At 70.4% G+C, this 14,932-nt stretch carries 19 protein-coding genes and 1 pseudogene; 19 read left to right on the top strand and 1 reads right to left on the bottom strand.

Annotation, left to right across the window (positions count from 1 at the left end; all coding sequences use genetic code 11):
• Positions 1-71 precede the first annotated feature (71 nt).
• Genes AC1RQF_RS04745 through AC1RQF_RS04730 form a run of 4 tightly spaced genes read left to right on the top strand, consistent with a single transcriptional unit; the run spans position 72 to position 1,695 of the window.
• The gene (locus tag AC1RQF_RS04745) at positions 72-278 is read left to right on the top strand and encodes a tail protein X (RefSeq protein WP_274000289.1); all 207 of its coding nucleotides are present in this window, start codon (positions 72-74) and stop codon (positions 276-278) included.
• Between the two features lie 16 nt (positions 279-294).
• Complete coding sequence (locus tag AC1RQF_RS04740) at positions 295-630, top strand: putative holin (protein WP_252986944.1); 336 nt, start codon at positions 295-297, stop codon at positions 628-630.
• 7 nt (positions 631-637) lie between these two features.
• Positions 638-910 carry a phage holin family protein gene (locus AC1RQF_RS04735; RefSeq protein WP_274000285.1) on the top strand — a complete coding sequence of 91 codons (273 nt, stop codon included), beginning with the start codon at positions 638-640 and terminating at the stop codon, positions 908-910.
• Positions 907-1,695, top strand: coding sequence for an N-acetylmuramidase family protein (locus tag AC1RQF_RS04730; RefSeq protein ID WP_274000284.1), 789 nt, complete (start codon positions 907-909; stop codon positions 1,693-1,695). Before AC1RQF_RS04735 ends, AC1RQF_RS04730 begins: the two co-directional genes overlap by 4 nt.
• Here the strand turns inward: AC1RQF_RS04730 and AC1RQF_RS04725 are convergent.
• The gene (locus AC1RQF_RS04725) at positions 1,668-1,976 is read right to left on the bottom strand and encodes a hypothetical protein (RefSeq protein ID WP_274000283.1); all 309 of its coding nucleotides are present in this window, start codon (positions 1,974-1,976) and stop codon (positions 1,668-1,670) included. The genes AC1RQF_RS04730 and AC1RQF_RS04725 overlap by 28 nt on opposite strands.
• On the opposite strand from AC1RQF_RS04725, the gene lysC reads away from it, so the two are divergent.
• From lysC to AC1RQF_RS04650, 15 genes and pseudogenes are all read left to right on the top strand, one after another.
• A complete protein-coding gene (lysC, locus tag AC1RQF_RS04720; RefSeq protein WP_274000281.1) occupies positions 1,969-2,238 on the top strand; it encodes an Rz1-like lysis system protein LysC in 270 nt (89 codons plus the stop codon). The genes AC1RQF_RS04725 and lysC overlap by 8 nt on opposite strands.
• Complete coding sequence (locus tag AC1RQF_RS04715) at positions 2,231-2,668, top strand: phage tail protein (protein WP_492871425.1); 438 nt, start codon at positions 2,231-2,233, stop codon at positions 2,666-2,668. Before lysC ends, AC1RQF_RS04715 begins: the two co-directional genes overlap by 8 nt.
• A 65-nt stretch (positions 2,669-2,733) precedes the next feature.
• Positions 2,734-3,399, top strand: coding sequence for a phage baseplate assembly protein V (locus AC1RQF_RS04710; RefSeq protein ID WP_274000278.1), 666 nt, complete (start codon positions 2,734-2,736; stop codon positions 3,397-3,399).
• Between the two features lie 13 nt (positions 3,400-3,412).
• Positions 3,413-4,324 (top strand): baseplate J/gp47 family protein, encoded by a 912-nt coding sequence (locus AC1RQF_RS04705; protein WP_492871424.1) that lies wholly within the window; start codon positions 3,413-3,415, stop codon positions 4,322-4,324.
• On the top strand, positions 4,317-4,883 hold the full coding sequence (locus AC1RQF_RS04700) for a phage tail protein I (RefSeq protein WP_274000276.1): 567 nt from the start codon (positions 4,317-4,319) through the stop codon (positions 4,881-4,883). The genes AC1RQF_RS04705 and AC1RQF_RS04700 overlap by 8 nt, the downstream gene beginning before the upstream one ends.
• Positions 4,880-6,499, top strand: a complete 1,620-nt coding sequence (locus tag AC1RQF_RS04695) for a gp53-like domain-containing protein (protein WP_274000275.1) — start codon at positions 4,880-4,882, stop codon at positions 6,497-6,499. Before AC1RQF_RS04700 ends, AC1RQF_RS04695 begins: the two co-directional genes overlap by 4 nt.
• A complete protein-coding gene (locus tag AC1RQF_RS04690; protein ID WP_492871422.1) occupies positions 6,499-6,948 on the top strand; it encodes a phage tail protein in 450 nt (149 codons plus the stop codon). Before AC1RQF_RS04695 ends, AC1RQF_RS04690 begins: the two co-directional genes overlap by 1 nt.
• A gap of 157 nt (positions 6,949-7,105) precedes the next feature.
• The gene (locus AC1RQF_RS04685; RefSeq protein WP_274000271.1) at positions 7,106-7,468 is read left to right on the top strand and encodes a GPW/gp25 family protein; all 363 of its coding nucleotides are present in this window, start codon (positions 7,106-7,108) and stop codon (positions 7,466-7,468) included.
• The gene (locus tag AC1RQF_RS04680) at positions 7,465-8,373 is read left to right on the top strand and encodes a baseplate assembly protein (protein WP_274000269.1); all 909 of its coding nucleotides are present in this window, start codon (positions 7,465-7,467) and stop codon (positions 8,371-8,373) included. The genes AC1RQF_RS04685 and AC1RQF_RS04680 overlap by 4 nt, the downstream gene beginning before the upstream one ends.
• A complete protein-coding gene (locus AC1RQF_RS04675; RefSeq protein ID WP_274000268.1) occupies positions 8,366-8,908 on the top strand; it encodes a phage tail protein I in 543 nt (180 codons plus the stop codon). Before AC1RQF_RS04680 ends, AC1RQF_RS04675 begins: the two co-directional genes overlap by 8 nt.
• A 3-nt stretch (positions 8,909-8,911) precedes the next feature.
• Positions 8,912-11,971 carry a phage tail fiber protein gene (locus AC1RQF_RS04670; RefSeq protein ID WP_274000266.1) on the top strand — a complete coding sequence of 1,020 codons (3,060 nt, stop codon included), beginning with the start codon at positions 8,912-8,914 and terminating at the stop codon, positions 11,969-11,971.
• Between the two features lie 18 nt (positions 11,972-11,989).
• Positions 11,990-12,658 (top strand): annotated as a pseudogene (locus AC1RQF_RS04665) (tail fiber assembly protein); the annotation flags it as partial.
• A gap of 197 nt (positions 12,659-12,855) precedes the next feature.
• Complete coding sequence (locus AC1RQF_RS04660; protein ID WP_274000263.1) at positions 12,856-14,028, top strand: phage tail sheath protein; 1,173 nt, start codon at positions 12,856-12,858, stop codon at positions 14,026-14,028.
• A gap of 32 nt (positions 14,029-14,060) precedes the next feature.
• On the top strand, positions 14,061-14,570 hold the full coding sequence (locus AC1RQF_RS04655; RefSeq protein ID WP_252982063.1) for a phage major tail tube protein: 510 nt from the start codon (positions 14,061-14,063) through the stop codon (positions 14,568-14,570).
• A gap of 26 nt (positions 14,571-14,596) precedes the next feature.
• Complete coding sequence (locus AC1RQF_RS04650) at positions 14,597-14,932, top strand: phage tail assembly protein (RefSeq protein ID WP_274000260.1); 336 nt, start codon at positions 14,597-14,599, stop codon at positions 14,930-14,932.

The raw sequence follows: 14,932 nt of genomic DNA, 5'->3' as shown, positions 1-14,932 counted from the left end.
CGTCACGCCCTGCCCGCCGCCCGTGAGCCGGTCACCGACGCGCACCGCTTTTCCATCATGGAGCCGATCCGATGATCATCCGTTCGCAACAAGGGGACACCGTCGACGCCATGTGCTGGCGTCACTACGGCCGCACGCGCGGCATGGTCGAGGCCGTGCTCGAACACAACACGGGCCTCGCCGACCACGGCCCCATGCTGCCCATCGGCGTCGCGGTCGACATGCCCGAGCTTGCCGCCGCGCAAAAGCCGGTCCCGCTCCTGCAACTCTTCGATTAACCCTGGAGCCGCGCCAATGGCCGAACCGAGCACCACCACCTTTTCCGTAGCAGCCGCCATCGGCGTCGCGGGCCTGATGCCCGGCATCGACGGCAACGCGCTGCTCGGCGCATTCACCGGTGCGGCGCTCGTCGTCGTCACGTCGAAGGACGTGTCGATCCTGCAACGCTTCGCGTACCTGCTGATTTCGATCACGGTCGGCTATCAGTCCGCCCCCGAGGTCATCCAGGCGACTCCGATCCATTCGACCGGCGTCGCCGCCTTCTTCGCCTCGGCACTCGCGATCACCTTCACCCTGCAGCTGATCGAGCGCATCAAGTCGTTCGATCTGCTCTCGTTGTTCAGGAAGTGAGCCTGCCATGCTCGAGAATCCGCCTGCACTCGCCGCCTTCATCGCCTATCTGCTGGTCTGCATGCGGCTGCTGACCTATCGGCGCGGTCGCGCTCGGCATCGTCACGGCGTGGCCTGGGTCGCGTGGATGCTCGTCGTCGTGTCGGGCTGGTCGGCGTTCCAGGCGCTCGTCCACGAAGCCGGGATCTCGACCGTCGAGGCGCTGCGGGCCGCCCTGCTGTGTGTCTTCGTATTCGGCGTGCGCGGCAACGTCGCGCGCCTCCTGCGGGGCGCGCGATGACCGTGCGCCTGAACGACGCCGGGCCGGACGTCGCCCTGCTGCAACGCCAGCTGACCCGCGCCGGCTATCCGCTCGTCGCGACCGGCCGCTTCGACGCCGTCACGCAAAGCGCCGTGATCGCGCTGCAACGCGATCGCGCGCTCGCCGTCGACGGCATCGCCGGCCCCGCGACCTGGATCGCGCTCGAACGCGCGGTCCAGCCGGCGCCGCTCGAAGCGGCGGAGCTCGCCGCCGTCGCCGCGCGCCTGGACGCGCCGCTCGCCGCCGTCCGAGCCGTCGCCGAGGTCGAATCGCGCGGCAACGGCTTCCTGCCCGACGGCCGCCCCGTCATCCTGTTCGAACGGCATCAGTTCTGGAAACGGCTCGCCGCGCGCGGCATCGCACCCGCCCCGCTCGCCGCGTCCTGTCCGGACATTCTCGCGACCACGCCGGGAGGCTATGCAGGCGGCGCCGCCGAATACGCGCGCCTCGCGCGCGCCGAGGCGATCGATCTCGCCGCGGCCGACGAAGCCGCCAGCTGGGGCGCGTTCCAGATCATGGGCTTTCACTGGTCGCGGCTCGGCTACGCGAGCATCGACGATTTCGTGCTGCGCATGCGCGCCGGCGCGGCCGAGCAGCTCGACGCGTTCGCGCGCTTCGTGGGCGCGGACCCGACCCTGCTCGACGCGCTGCGCCGCCAGGCCTGGGCCGCGTTCGCGCGCGGCTACAACGGCCCGGACTACGCGCGCAATCAGTACGACGCGAAGCTCGCGCGCGTCTACGCGCAGTACGCGCGCCCCGCATGAGCCCGTGGCTGTCGCGCGGCGTCGCGCTGCTGCTCGCCCTCGCCGCCGCATGCGGCGCGCTCGCCTACGTGCGCCTGCTGCGCGCCGAACTCGACGCCGCCCGCACCGCCCGCCTGACGGCGGAAGCCGCGGTCGCGGCCCGCGACCGCGAACTCGCCGCGCGCCGCGCACTCGAAGCCGCCGCGCGCGTCCGGCTCGCCGCGCTCGAACACACGCGCGACACGGCCCGCGCGACGCTCGCCGCGCGGGAAAGCGCTTACCGGAGACTCGAGAATGACCATGCGAAGCTGCGCGAGTGGGCGTCTGCTGCCCTGCCTGATGATGTTGTGCGCCTGCACGAGCACCCCGCCTTCACCGGCGCCGGCTCCTATCTTGAATTCATGCGCGCCGGCGAGCCGCTGCACGCTGCCGGCGACCTCACTACGCGACAACGGTGATCTGCGCGCCGCGCTCGCCCGCGCCGAAAGCGCGTGGGCCGAATGCGCGGCGGTCGTCGACACGATCGTCGTCTGCCAGTCCGACCAGGAGTCCGTCCATGATTAAACCCGACAGTCTGCGCCGTGCGCTCGTCGCCGCGGGCGCGTCGCCCGACAAGCTCACTGTGTCGATCGAGCAGGGCGCGCTCGTCGCCACCGGCGCGCCGTCGCCCTCGTTCGAATACCGCTACGTGCTCAACGTCACGCTGCGCGATGCGCCGGGCGATCCCGATCCGTTCGCGATCGCCCTCGTCGCGTGGCTCGCCGAGCACGAGCCGGCGCTGCCGCTGCGGACCGACGAACGCGAGACCGGCGTGACCTTCGACATGACGCCCGACAACGGCGCGCCCCGGCTGATGCTGCGCGTGAAGCTGTCGGAACCGGTCGTCGTGACGACCCTGCCCGACGGCGGCCGGCGCGGCGAGCATCCGTCCGAACCGGCTCCGGCCTGGTCGATCGCCGGCCTCTATGCGCCGCCCGGCACGATCCTCGGCTGACGTCGCCGCGCCGGCGACATACGCGCCGCCGTGCGCCGCGCCGCGGCGTGCCGCACGATGCACGCATGAACGACCGCAATGAATCGACCCGCCTCATGCTCAACCAGATCCGCCGTGGCAGCATCATGGCGGTCGACCACGCGCGCGCGCTGTGCCGCTTCCAGAGCGGCGAGCTGCAGACCGACTGGCTGAGCTGGCTCACGCCCGCCGCGGGCACCACGCGCGAATGGCTGCCGCCCACCGTCGGCGAGCAGGCGGTGCTGCTGTCGGAAAGCGGCGACCCCGCGCAGGGCGTCGTGCTGCGCGGGGTGTTCTCGGATGCGGCCGGCGCGCCCGGCGACAGCCCGGACACGCACACGCGCGTCTATCCCGACGGCGCGCGCATCGACTACAACCATGCCGCGCACGCACTCACCGCCGAGCTGCCGGCCGGCGCGACGCTCACCGTGATCGCACCCGGCTCGGTCGAGGTGCGGACCCGGGCCGCGACGCTCAAGGCCGAGACCGTGACGATCGACGCGGGCGCCACCACCGTGACCGGCTCGCTGCTCGTGCAGGGCGCCTTCGAGTTCCAGGCCGGCATGACCGGCAAGGGCGGCGGCGGCGGCGCGACGATGCGCATCGACGGCGCCGCCGAATTCAGCGGCGACGTGCGCGCGCAAGGCAAGAGCCTCCCCGGCCACACGCACCGCGCGCAGGGCGAGAACGCGGTCACGAGCCCGCCGCTGTGACGCCGCGCCGCCCATGAGCCTGTCCGCCCTGATCGACCTCGCCAGCCTGCCGCGTCCCGACGCGCTCGAGATGCTGGATTTCGAAGCGCTCCTGGCCGCGCGCAAGGCCGCGTTGATCGCGCTGTGGCCCGCGGAGGAACGCGCGGGCATCGCCGCCACGCTCGCGCTTGAATCCGAGCCGCTCGCGCGCCTGCTGCAGGAGAACTGCTATCGCGAGCTGGTCTGGCGGCAACGCGTCAACGACGCGCTGCGCGCCGTGATGCTCGCCTATGCGACCGGCGCGGACCTCGAACAGCGCGCCGCGCTGTTCGGCGTCGAGCGGCTCGTCGTCGCGCCCGGCGACCCCGCCGGCCAGATCCCCGCTCAATACGAAAGCGACGCCGACCTGCGCCGCCGCATTCAACTCGCGCCGCAGGGCTTCAGCACCGCGGGCCCGGCGGCCGCCTACGTGTCGCGCGCGCTCGCCGTCGACGGCCGCCTGCTGGACGCGCGCAGTTCGCGTCCGCGTCCCGGCGACGTGCTGGTCACGCTGCTCGCGCGCGACGGCGACGGCACGGCGCCGCCGGCCCTGCTCGACGCCGTCGCGCGCGCACTGAGCGCGGAGGATCAGCGGCCGCTGAACGACACCGTGCAGGTCGCGTCGGCCGACATCGTCCGCTATCGGGTGCGCGCGACCGTCTTCACGCAATCACCGGTCGGCGCGGAGCTGCTGGTCCGGCGCGCGCGCGACAACGTCCGCGCACATGTCGACGCGATGCACCGGATCGGCGCCAAGGTGGCGACCTCCGCGCTGATCGGCGTGATCCAGGCGGCGGGCATCACGCGCACCGACCTGAGCGAGCCGGCCGTCGATCTCGTGACCAGCACCACGGCCGCGCCGTATTGCGAAGGCATCGAGATTCTCGACGGCGGCGTCGATGACTGACCTGCTGCCGCCGAACGCGACGCCGCTCGAACGCCGCGTCGCCCACGCGCTGGGCCGCGTCGACACGCTGCCGGTCCCGCTGCGCGCGTACTGGGATCCCGCGCGCTGCCCCGTGCCGCTGCTGCCCTACCTGGCCACCGAGGTCTCGGTGGACGGCTGGGAGCTGGCGGAATCGGAGGATGCGCGGCGCGCGCTGATTCGCGGCGCGATCGAGCTGCATCGCAAGCGCGGCACGCCGTGGGCGGTGCGCGAGGTGATCCGGCGGCTCGGCTTCGGCGAGGTCGCGCTGATCGAGGGCCGGCTGATCCGTCGCCGCGACGGCGCGATGCGCCGCAACGGCGACTACGTGCATGGCCGCGCCGACGCCTGGGCCGAATACCTGATCCGGCTCACGCGCGCGATCACGCGCGACCAGGCCGACAACCTGCGCGCGATGCTCGAACGCTACGCGCCGCAGCGTTCGCATCTCGCGCTGCTCGACTATCGCGCGAGCCCGATCCGTCACAACGGGGCGGCCCGCCGCGATCGCCAATACAACCGAGGAACGATCCATTCATGACGAACCTGACCGAAACCGGGAAGTGGGAGTCCGGCATCTATCAGCTGGAGACGTCCGACCCCGTCGAGGGCGGACCGGACGGCATCGACAACGTGCAGGCCCGGCAGCTCGCGAACCGCACGCGCTACCTGAAGGACACCCAGGAGGCGCACTTCGCGAGCGCGGACCCGCATCCGCAATACGCATCGAAGTCGTTGCAGACCACCAAGGCCGACCTCGATTCGCCGACCTTCCGCGGCGCGGTGCGCGTGCCGGACGCGCCCGGGGGCGACGCGTCGACGCTGGCCGCGAACACCGGCTTCGTCGCGGCGGCGCTCGCAGCCGGCGTGCAGGCGCAGGGCAAGCTCAACGGCGTGAACCGGCCGAACCTGCTGCCGAACGGCTCGGGGGAACTCGGCAACGCGGCCTGGAGCAGCGCGAACCTGCCTGCGGCGTCGGGCAACTGGGGCGACGGCCCGCAGTTCGTGAACCTCGCGCCGATCACGGGCGGCGATCTGCTGCAGGACCTCGGCGCGCCGCTGCCGTGCAACGCGGGCGTGAACCTCGCGCTGTCCGCCGAGCTGTACGCCTACGGCATGACGCGCGGCACGGTGCGCGTGCGGCTGCAGGCGCTCGACGCAGCGGGCCAGCCGATCGGCGACGTCGCGCAGTGCCTGCTCGACGCGGGCGCGAACGGCTGGCAGTACCGCAGCGCGAGCGGGGTCACGCCGCCCGGCACGACGCAGGTCCGCGCGATCAAGGCTGCCGACGCGCGGCCGCTCGCGCCCGCATTCGGCTGCGCCGTGCGTGCGATCAAGATCGAGCAGGGCCCGGCGCCGTCGCTGTATTCGCAGGAAGCGGACTGGGCCACCGTCGCGCCGCTCGATTCCCCCGCGCTGACCGGAGCGCCAAAAGCGCCGACGCCGCCCCTGACGGATAGCGGCGCGCGCATCGCGACCACCGAATTCGTGCGCCGCGCGGCGGGCAATCACGCAGGCTACCTGTCGCTGAACGCATCGCAGACGCTGACCGACAAGCATGTCGGCCAGTTCATCCAGACGAACGCCGCGGGCGCGATCACGCTCACGCTGCCCGCCGACACGCCCGATCTCCCGCCCGGCAGCGTGATCGATCTCGTCAACGGCGGGCCGGGCGCGGTCACGCTCGCGCCGGCGAGCGGCAACACGATCTACGTGATCGGCAGCGCGCCCGCGCTGTCGCCGGTGCTCGCGTCAGGCGACAGCGCGCGGCTCGTGTCGACGGGGCGCAATACCTGGCTCGTCAGCCAGGGCACCGCCCAGCTGCGCTACACGGGTGCATTCGGCGCGGGTCTCACCGCCGGCGGCAGTTACCAGAAGCTGCCGAGCGGCCTGATCCTGCAGATGGGCTTCTATTCCGGCTCGACGCAGGGAACCGTGATCGACGGCATCAGCGAGAACGTCATCCCGGTCAATTTTCCGATCGCATTTCCGAATGCCTGCTTCGGAATCGTAGCCACGCCAGGCGATGTGAGCGGTTATATGCAGGAGACCGCCTGGGTCCTGGCGCTGCCGTCGCGCACGACCGCCGCCATGGGCCTGTCGTGCCGCCTGGCCAACACGCCTATGTGGGCCTTCTACTTCGCCTGGGGACAATGATGGGTCAGAAATTCGCGTCCTACGACGCCCAGCTTTTCATCACCGGCCTGTACGACGACGTCGACAGCCCGGTGCCCGCGGACGTCGCCGCGATCGCGCTCTCCGACACCGACTACGCGATGCTGCTCGCGGGCCAGGCGGCCGGCCGGCGCATGGCGCTCGACGCGTCGCACGCCCCGACCCTGGTCGATCCGCCTTCGATCCCGCTCAGCGCCGAGCAGCGCGCGCGGCGCCTGCGCAGTGCGCGCGACGCGACGCTGCGCACCACCGACGGCGTCGTGGCCCGGCACCAGGACGAACTGCTGCTCGCGCGCGGCACGACCCTGAGCGCCGAGCAATTCACCGTGCTGCTCGCGTATCGCGCCGCGCTGCGCGACGCGCCGGCCCAGCCGAGCTGGCCGGATCTCGATCTGCCGGCGCCGCCCGCGTTCCTCGCGCCGCGCGACTGAGCGCCGCCGGCGCGCTGTACTCGCGCCGGGCACACACGCCGTCGCGTGCGCGCGCCGCGACGGCCCGGCACCATCGAAGCATGAACGCACGCCTCGCTTCGCCTTCGATCGCCCCCGCCCCGAGCCCGGCTCGCCGCGCCGACGTGGAGGCCCGCCGATGAAAGGCCTCAACGCCACCACGGGACGCGCGTTGAGCGGCCTGCCCCATCTCTACCAGTCGATCGGCAAGATCCTGACCACGCCGCTCGGCACGCGCATCGCGCGCCGCGATTTCGGCTCCGAGCTGCCCGATCTCATCGACGCGCCCAACAACGGCGCGGCCCGCGTGCGCCTGTACGCCGCGGTCGCCGCTGCGCTGATGCGCTGGGAACCGCGCCTGAAACTCACGCGCGTGCAGCTCGACGCGTCGACGGACGAACTGGTCGCCGGCGCGCAGACGCTGGAGATCGAAGGCGTGACAACCGAGACCGGCGAACCGGTCTCGACGCGCGTGCAACTCGATGCGAGACCCACCGTATGAGCGCGACCCCGATCGACCTGTCCCGCCTGCCCGCCCCCGACGTGGTCGAGCAGCTCGACTACGACACGCTGCTCGCGGCGCGCAAGGCGCGCCTGATCGCGCTCTATCCGGCGGGCCAGCAGGCCGAGGTGCGCGCGACGCTCGAGCTCGAATCCGAACCGATGCTGGTACTGCTCCAGGAAAGCGCGTATCGCGAGATCGTGCTGCGCCAGCGCATCAACGACGCGGCGCGCGCGGTGATGCTCGCCTACGCGACCGGCCGCGATCTCGACCAGCTCGCGGCCTTCTTCGCCATCGAGCGCCTGGTGCTGTCGCCGGCGATTCCCGAACAGGGCATCCCGGCCGTGATGGAAAGCGACGTCGACCTGCGCAAGCGCACCCAGCTCGCGCCGCAGGGGTACTCGGTCGCGGGCCCGGAAGGCGCGTACATCTCGCATGCGCTGAACACCGACGGCCGCGTGCTCGACGCCTCGGCGACGAGCCCCGCGCCGTGCGAAGTGCTCGTCACGATCCTGTCGCGCGACGGCGACGGCACGGCCGATGCGCGCCTGATCGACGCGGTCGCCGCCGCGCTGAAGGCCGACAATGTCCGGCCGCTGACCGACTGCGTCACCGTGCAGAGCGCACAGATCGTGCCGTACAAGGTCAGCGCGACGCTCTACACCTTCCCGGGGCCGGACTCCGGCGTCGTGCTCGCGGAGGCCCGCGCGCGTCTCGCGCGCTACGTCTCCGACGCCCATCGCCTCGGCCGCGAGATCACGCTGTCGGGCATCTACGCCGCGCTGCACGTGGAAGGCGTCGAGCGCGTCCAGCTCGACGAGCCGGCCGCGAACGTGGCGATCAACCGGACGCAGGCGGCGTACTGCGTCGACGCCGCGATCCGGCACGGCGGCATCTATGGATGACCTGCTCGCGCCGAACGCATCGCGCCACGAGCGGCGCATCGCGGCCGTGAACGGCCGGATCAGCGACCTGCCCTCGCCGATCCGCGACCTGATGAACGCCGACCGCATCCCGGCCGCGCTGCTGCCGTGGCTCGCGTGGCAGCTCGGCGTCGACGCCTGGAAAGACTACTGGCCCGAGCAGATCAAGCGCGCGCGCGTGAAGGCCGCGATCCCGATCGCGCGCCGCAACGGCACGGCCGCGGCCGTGCGCGAGGTGGTCGCGACCTTCGGCGGCAACATCGTGCTGCGCGAATGGTTCGAGACCAACCCGCCCGGCAAGCCCGGCACGTTCTCGATCGTGATGACCGTCAGCAGCCGCGACGGTCAGCCGCCCACCGCGGACTACGTCGCCGACATCCTGGCCGAAATCGACCGGACCAAGCCCGTGCGCGCGCACTACTCGTTCACGCAGGGGTTCGCGATCAACACCACGCAACGTTTCGGCGCGGTGGCACGCATGGCCGCCTATCGCCGCATCCGCATGACAGAGGCTTAATACATGGCTGCAATCTTCACCGTCACCGATGCCGGCCGCGCCGCGCTCGTCGCGAGCGGCAACACCGGCACCACCGCGCACCAGGTCGTCGAGATCGGGCTGAGCACCGTCAAGTTCACGCCGTCGAAGGACCTGCTGGCGCTGCCCGGGGAAAAGAAGCGCATCAGGACGATCGGCGGCCGGAACATCAGCCCGGACACGCTGCACCTGACCATCAACGACGCCACCGCCGACCAGTACGTGCTGTTCGGCATGGGGTTGTACCTGGAGAACGGCGTGCTGTTCGCCGTCTATTCCCAGGACGCGCCGATCATGGAGAAGTCGCCGTCGGCGGACCTGCTGCTGTCGGCCGACATCCAGTTCGTGTCGATCGACGCGGGCGCGATCACGATCGGCGACGCGTCGTTCGTCAATCCGCCCGCGACGACCGAGATCACGGGCGTGATCGAGCTGGCCACGCAGGACGAGGTCAACGCGGGCCAGGACGCGACGCGCGCGCTGACGCCGAAGACGGCGGCCTCGCGCTACGCGGCGAAGACGGGCGCGACCTTCGTGGGGCCGGTCGCGATCGACTTCGATGCGGGCCCGGAAACCGCCCACCTTCACCTGCGCCCGCCGTCGGGCGCGCTGGGACGCGAAAGCCGCCTGCGCTTCTACGGCACGTTCGGCGGCGGGACGGCCGACACCGGGACGCGCCTCGTCGCCACCGTGCGCTCGGGCTTCGACAACGGCTTTTGGGGCCGCGAATACCTCGACTTCTGGCTCAACAGCGCCGGGAACGACATCAACCACGACAACAAGCAAAGCCGCGTGATGCGTCTCACCGGACAGGGCACCGTGGTGATCGGCAAGCTGCCCCACGGCGACGCCAGCGCGCTTCAGGTCGACGGCGGCGGAAGTTTCCGGCGGGTGATCAACGTGGCGGGCAACGCGATCGCCGCGTTCAACACGAACAATTACGACGGCCTGACCATCGAGGCCTTCAACGTGGACAACACGGTGAAGAAGCCGATCTCGCTCGCCCCCTACGGCGGCCGCGTGATGCTCGGCACGGTCAACGACGACGGCGCGAACCTGCTCCAGGTGGCCGGCGACATCGGCACCTCGGGTGCGCTGCAGGCGGGGCGCGGCACGACCAAGGCCGTGGTGAACAGCGACCAGGCCACCGCGTACTACTACGCATCGGGCGATGGCCAGGCCTTCCTCGGCGGCAACGGCAAGGGCTGGACCTCGCTGATCACGGCCGGCGCGGAGCGCATGCGGGTCACGAATGCCGGGCGCGTGCTGATCGGCTCGCTGAACGACGACGGCAAGAACCTGCTGCAGGTCAACGGCAATGCCGCATTCGCCAACGGCGTGATCAGCCGGGGGCTCGACCATGCCAACGGGGGTCAATTCCGCGCCGCCGGCAACAACTTCGGTGCGTTCCTGCGCATCGACGACAGCAACGCCTATCTGCTGTCCACGAACAAGGGCGATCCCTACGGCGCCTTCAACGGCTACCGGCCGTTCTCGTGGTCGCTCGAAGACGGCGCGGTCAAGATCGCCTTCGACGGCTCCCCGACCTTCATCAACGGCACGACCACGATCGAAAAGGATCTGCAGGTCAAGAACGGCGTGATCAGCCGCGGGAGCGACCGTGGCAACGGCGGGCAGTTCCGCGCCGCCGGCGCCAGCTACGGCGCGTTCCTGCGCAACGACGATTCGAACGTCTACCTGCTGTCCACCAGCAAGGGCGATCCATTCGGGGGCTACAACGACCTGCGGCCCTTCGCGTGGTCGCTCGACACGGGCACGGTCAAGATCGCCAGCCATGGCGCCGACACCTACATCGGCGGCAATGCCATCGTCGGCAGCGATCTGCATGTCAACCGGGGCAACAATGAAGGTCACATCTTCCTCGGCACGAACACCGGCTACCTCTACGGCAACGCGGACAGCTTCGGCTGGTGGTGGCCGGACAAAGGCGCCTCGCTCCAGTACTTCGCCACCGACCACACGCTGCGCGTCGACGGCCAGCTGGTCTGGCACCTGGGCAATCTCACGCCGCTCGATCGCAACCTCGGCGGCCAGATGCTCGGCGACCTCAATTTCGCGCCCGGCAAGCGCATCTTCCTGTCGGAAGGCAGCGCGAGCGCGCCGTCGCTGACCTTCATCAACGACGGCGCGCCCGACACCGGCCTGTATCACATGGCCGACGGCCACTTCGGCGTGACCTGCAACGGCATCGGCACCGTTCACTTCGCCCCGGAAGGCACGTACTTCGACCAGCCGGCGTTCAGCCTTCACCCGCCCGCCGGCGAAAAGTCGAACCGGGTGCCCACCACCGCGTGGGTGTCGTCGGAGATCGCCGCCGCCTCGATCGGCCAGATCGTGTTCGAGCCGCGCACCAACGCGCGCGCGGGCTTCGTCAAAGCGAACGGCGCGCCGCTCAATCGCGCCGACTATCCCGCGCTGTGGGCCTACGCACAGGCCAGCGGCGCGCTCGTCGCCGAAAAGGACTGGGCCAACGGCAACTGGGGCTGCTTCTCCGACGGTAACGGCTCCACCACGTTCCGCATCCCCGAGCTGCGCGGCGAATTCATCCGCTGCTGGGCCGACGGCCGCGACGACATCGACGCGCAGCGGCGCATCGGCACCTATCAGGACTCACAGAACATCTGGCACGCGCACGGCGCCTCGTCGAGCACGGCGGACGATCACGTGCACAACGCCTGGGCCGACGGACAGGGCGTGCACAACCACCACGGCGTAACGGGCGCCAACGGCAACCACCAGCACATCGCGCCGTATTCGGAAGTCAACGTCGCCCCGTGGGGCGTCGCCGCGTGGTCCCAGCTGGGCTCCCACGGCGGCATCGACTACGACAACCCATGGGCCTACACGTCGCCCGCGGGCGATCACAACCACGAGTTCTGGACCGACGTCGGCGGCGCCCACAACCACGCCATCGGGATCGGCGGCGGCGGTCGCCACAGCCACGGCATCACGGTCAACGCGGACGGCGGCAAAGAAGCGCGCCCGCGCAACATCGCGATGCTCGCGATGATCCGCGCTTACTAACCATTCCACGAGTTCACCATGCTGATTCATCACTACGACTCGCTCACCGGCCAGTACCTGAGCAGCAGCCAGCCCGACATCGATCCGCGCAACGACACGCGCTGGCTGATCCCCGCCTTCAGCACGACCGACGCGCCGCCCGCGCGCACCCCGTTCACCTGGCCGTTCTACCGCGACGGCGCCTGGTCGCTGCTGCCCGACTATCGCGGCCGCATGCTGTATCGCCAGAGCGACGGCCTGCCGACCGAACTGGTGGTCGCGGGCAAGACGCCGGACGAACAGGGTCTCACCGATCAGCCGCGCCCGAGCGAGCGCTACAGCTGGCACGACGGCGGCTGGAGTGTCGCGCCCGAGCAGATCGCCCGCGAAAAGCACGATGCCGCGATGGCCGAGTTCGAGCTGCGCATGACGCGCGCGCGCAAGCAGAACGCCGGCAAGGCCGACGCGCTCGCCGCCGGCCTGCTCGACGACGAGGGCGTCTACTACTTCAAGGCGTGGTCCACCTACCAGATGGCGCTGGTGCGCGAGGTCGAGAAGGAAGGCTTCCCGGAAGGCGTGACCTGGCCCGCCGAACCGGCGCCCTACGTGCCGCCGCCGCCGAAGCCGACCCCGCCGACGCCCGAGCCGAAGCCGGATCCCGCGCCCCAGCCCGACCCGGCCGCACCGCCGAAGGACGATACGCCCGCGACGCCGGCCCAGCCCGCCGGGCCCACGGCGCCTCCGAAGAACGCGTCACCGGATCCGGCGGCGTCTTCCCCGGCCCCGTCCCGCGACGCCGCCCCCGCGGCGCCCGCCGGAACGGATCCGCAACCCGCCGCCCCCGCGGCTTAACCCCAGACCGCCCTGATTCGGGCTCCTGAATTTTCTCACCTTGGAGTAACGACATGCCCCAGGATTACCACCACGGCGTCCGCGTCATCGAAGCCAACGACGGCACCCGTCCGATCCGCACCGTCTCGACGGCCGTGATCGGCGGCGTCTTCACGGCCGAGGACGCCGACGAAAAAGCCTTCCCGCTCAACACGCCGGTGCTGCTGACGAACGTGCTGCAGGCGATCGGCAAGGCCGGCACGAAGGGCACACTGGCGCGCTCGCTCGACGCGATCAGCAAGCAGGCCAAGCCGCTGTGCATCGTGGTCCGCGTGCCGCAAGGCAAGACCCCGGAGGAAACCACCTCGAACGTGGTCGGCACGGTCACGCCGGACGGCCAGTACACGGGCCTCAAGGCGCTGCTGACGGCCGAGGCGAAGCTTGGCGTGAAGCCGCGCATCCTCGGCGCGCCGGGCCTCGATTCGCAGCCGGTCGCGGCCGCGCTCGCCGAACTCGCGCAAAAGCTGCGCGGCTTCGCCTACGTGTCGGCCGCCGGCGCGAAGACCAAGGAGGACGTCACCGCCTACCGCAAGCAGTTCAGCCAGCGCGAGCTGATGGTGGTGTGGCCGGAATTCCTCGGCTGGGACACCGCGACCAACAGCAGCACGGTCATCGACGCGACCGCGATCGCGCTCGGCCTGCGCGCGAAGATCGACGAGGACACCGGCTGGCACAAGTCGCTGTCGAACGTCGGCATCAACGGCGTGACGGGCGTGAGCCGCGACGTGTTCTGGGATCTGCAGGACCCGGCGACCGACGCGGGCTACCTGAACGAGCACGACGTGACGACGCTGATCCGCGCGAACGGCTTCCGCTTCTGGGGCTCGCGCACCTGCTCCGACGATCCGCTGTTCGCCTTCGAGAACTACACGCGCACCGCGCAGGTGCTGGCCGACACGATGGCCGAGGCGCACATGGCCTACGTCGACAAGCCGATGCATCCGTCGCTCGTGCGCGACATCATCGAAAGCATCAACGCGAAGTTCCGCGAACTGATCGCGAACGGCTACCTGATCGGCGGCTCGGCCTGGTACGACGAGAGCGTCAACACGCCGGAAGCGCTGAAGGCCGGCAAGCTCGCGATCGACTACGACTACACGCCGGTGCCGCCGATCGAGAACCTGACGCTGCGCCAGCGCATCACCGATCGCTACCTCGCCGATTTCGCCTCGCGCGTCGCCGCCTGATCCGCCGTCCTCACTTTCACTGGAGCACTCACATGGGTATGCCTCGCAAACTCAAGAATTACATGCTGTTCAACGACGGCAACGCGTACGTCGGCCAGGTCGCGGAAATCACGCTGCCGAAGCTGTCGCGCAAGATGGAGGACTACATCGCGGGCGGCATGACCGGCCCGATCAAGGTCGACTGGGGCCAGGAAGCGATCCAGCTCGAATGGACCTGCGGCGGCCTGATGCGCGGCGTGCTGTCGCAATGGGGCGTGACGACCCACGATGGCGTGCAGCTGCGCTTCGCCGGCGCCTACCAGGGCGAGGATTCAGCGCGCCCGGACGCGGTCGAGATCGTGATCCGCGGCCGCCATTCGGAGATCGACCTCGGCACGGCCAAGTCGAAGGAAGACACCGCGTTCAAGGTCACCACGCAGGCAAGCTACTACAAGCTCACGATCAACGGCCAGGTGATTCACGAGTTCGACTTCATCAACATGGTCGAGACCGTCAACGGCGTCGACCTGCTCGGGTCGCTGCGCAAAGCGATCGGCCTCTGATCCCCTTCGGCGAGAACGACTCCATCATGACGAACCACGCTCAACACGAAGCCGTCCGCGCCGAAGCGGCGGCTTCCGCGATCCCGCTCGACACGCCGATCGTGCGTGACGGCGAAACCATCGCCGCCGTCACGCTGCGCAAGCCGACTGCGGGCGAGCTGCGCGGCACTTCGCTGCACGACCTGGCGCGCTTCGACGTCAGCGCGCTGCAAAAGGTGCTGCCGCGCATCACCTCGCCGTCGCTGACGGAATTCGAGGTCGGCCAGCTCGACCCGGCCGACCTGCTCGCGCTGGCGGGGGCCTTCAGCGATTTTTTGCTGTCGAGATCGCAGAAAGCGGCCATGGCATCCCCGTCTGCGTAG

The organism is Burkholderia sp. GW821-FHT14F03 (genome assembly GCF_058803765.1).
This window is presented reverse-complemented; position numbering and strand designations above follow the sequence as displayed.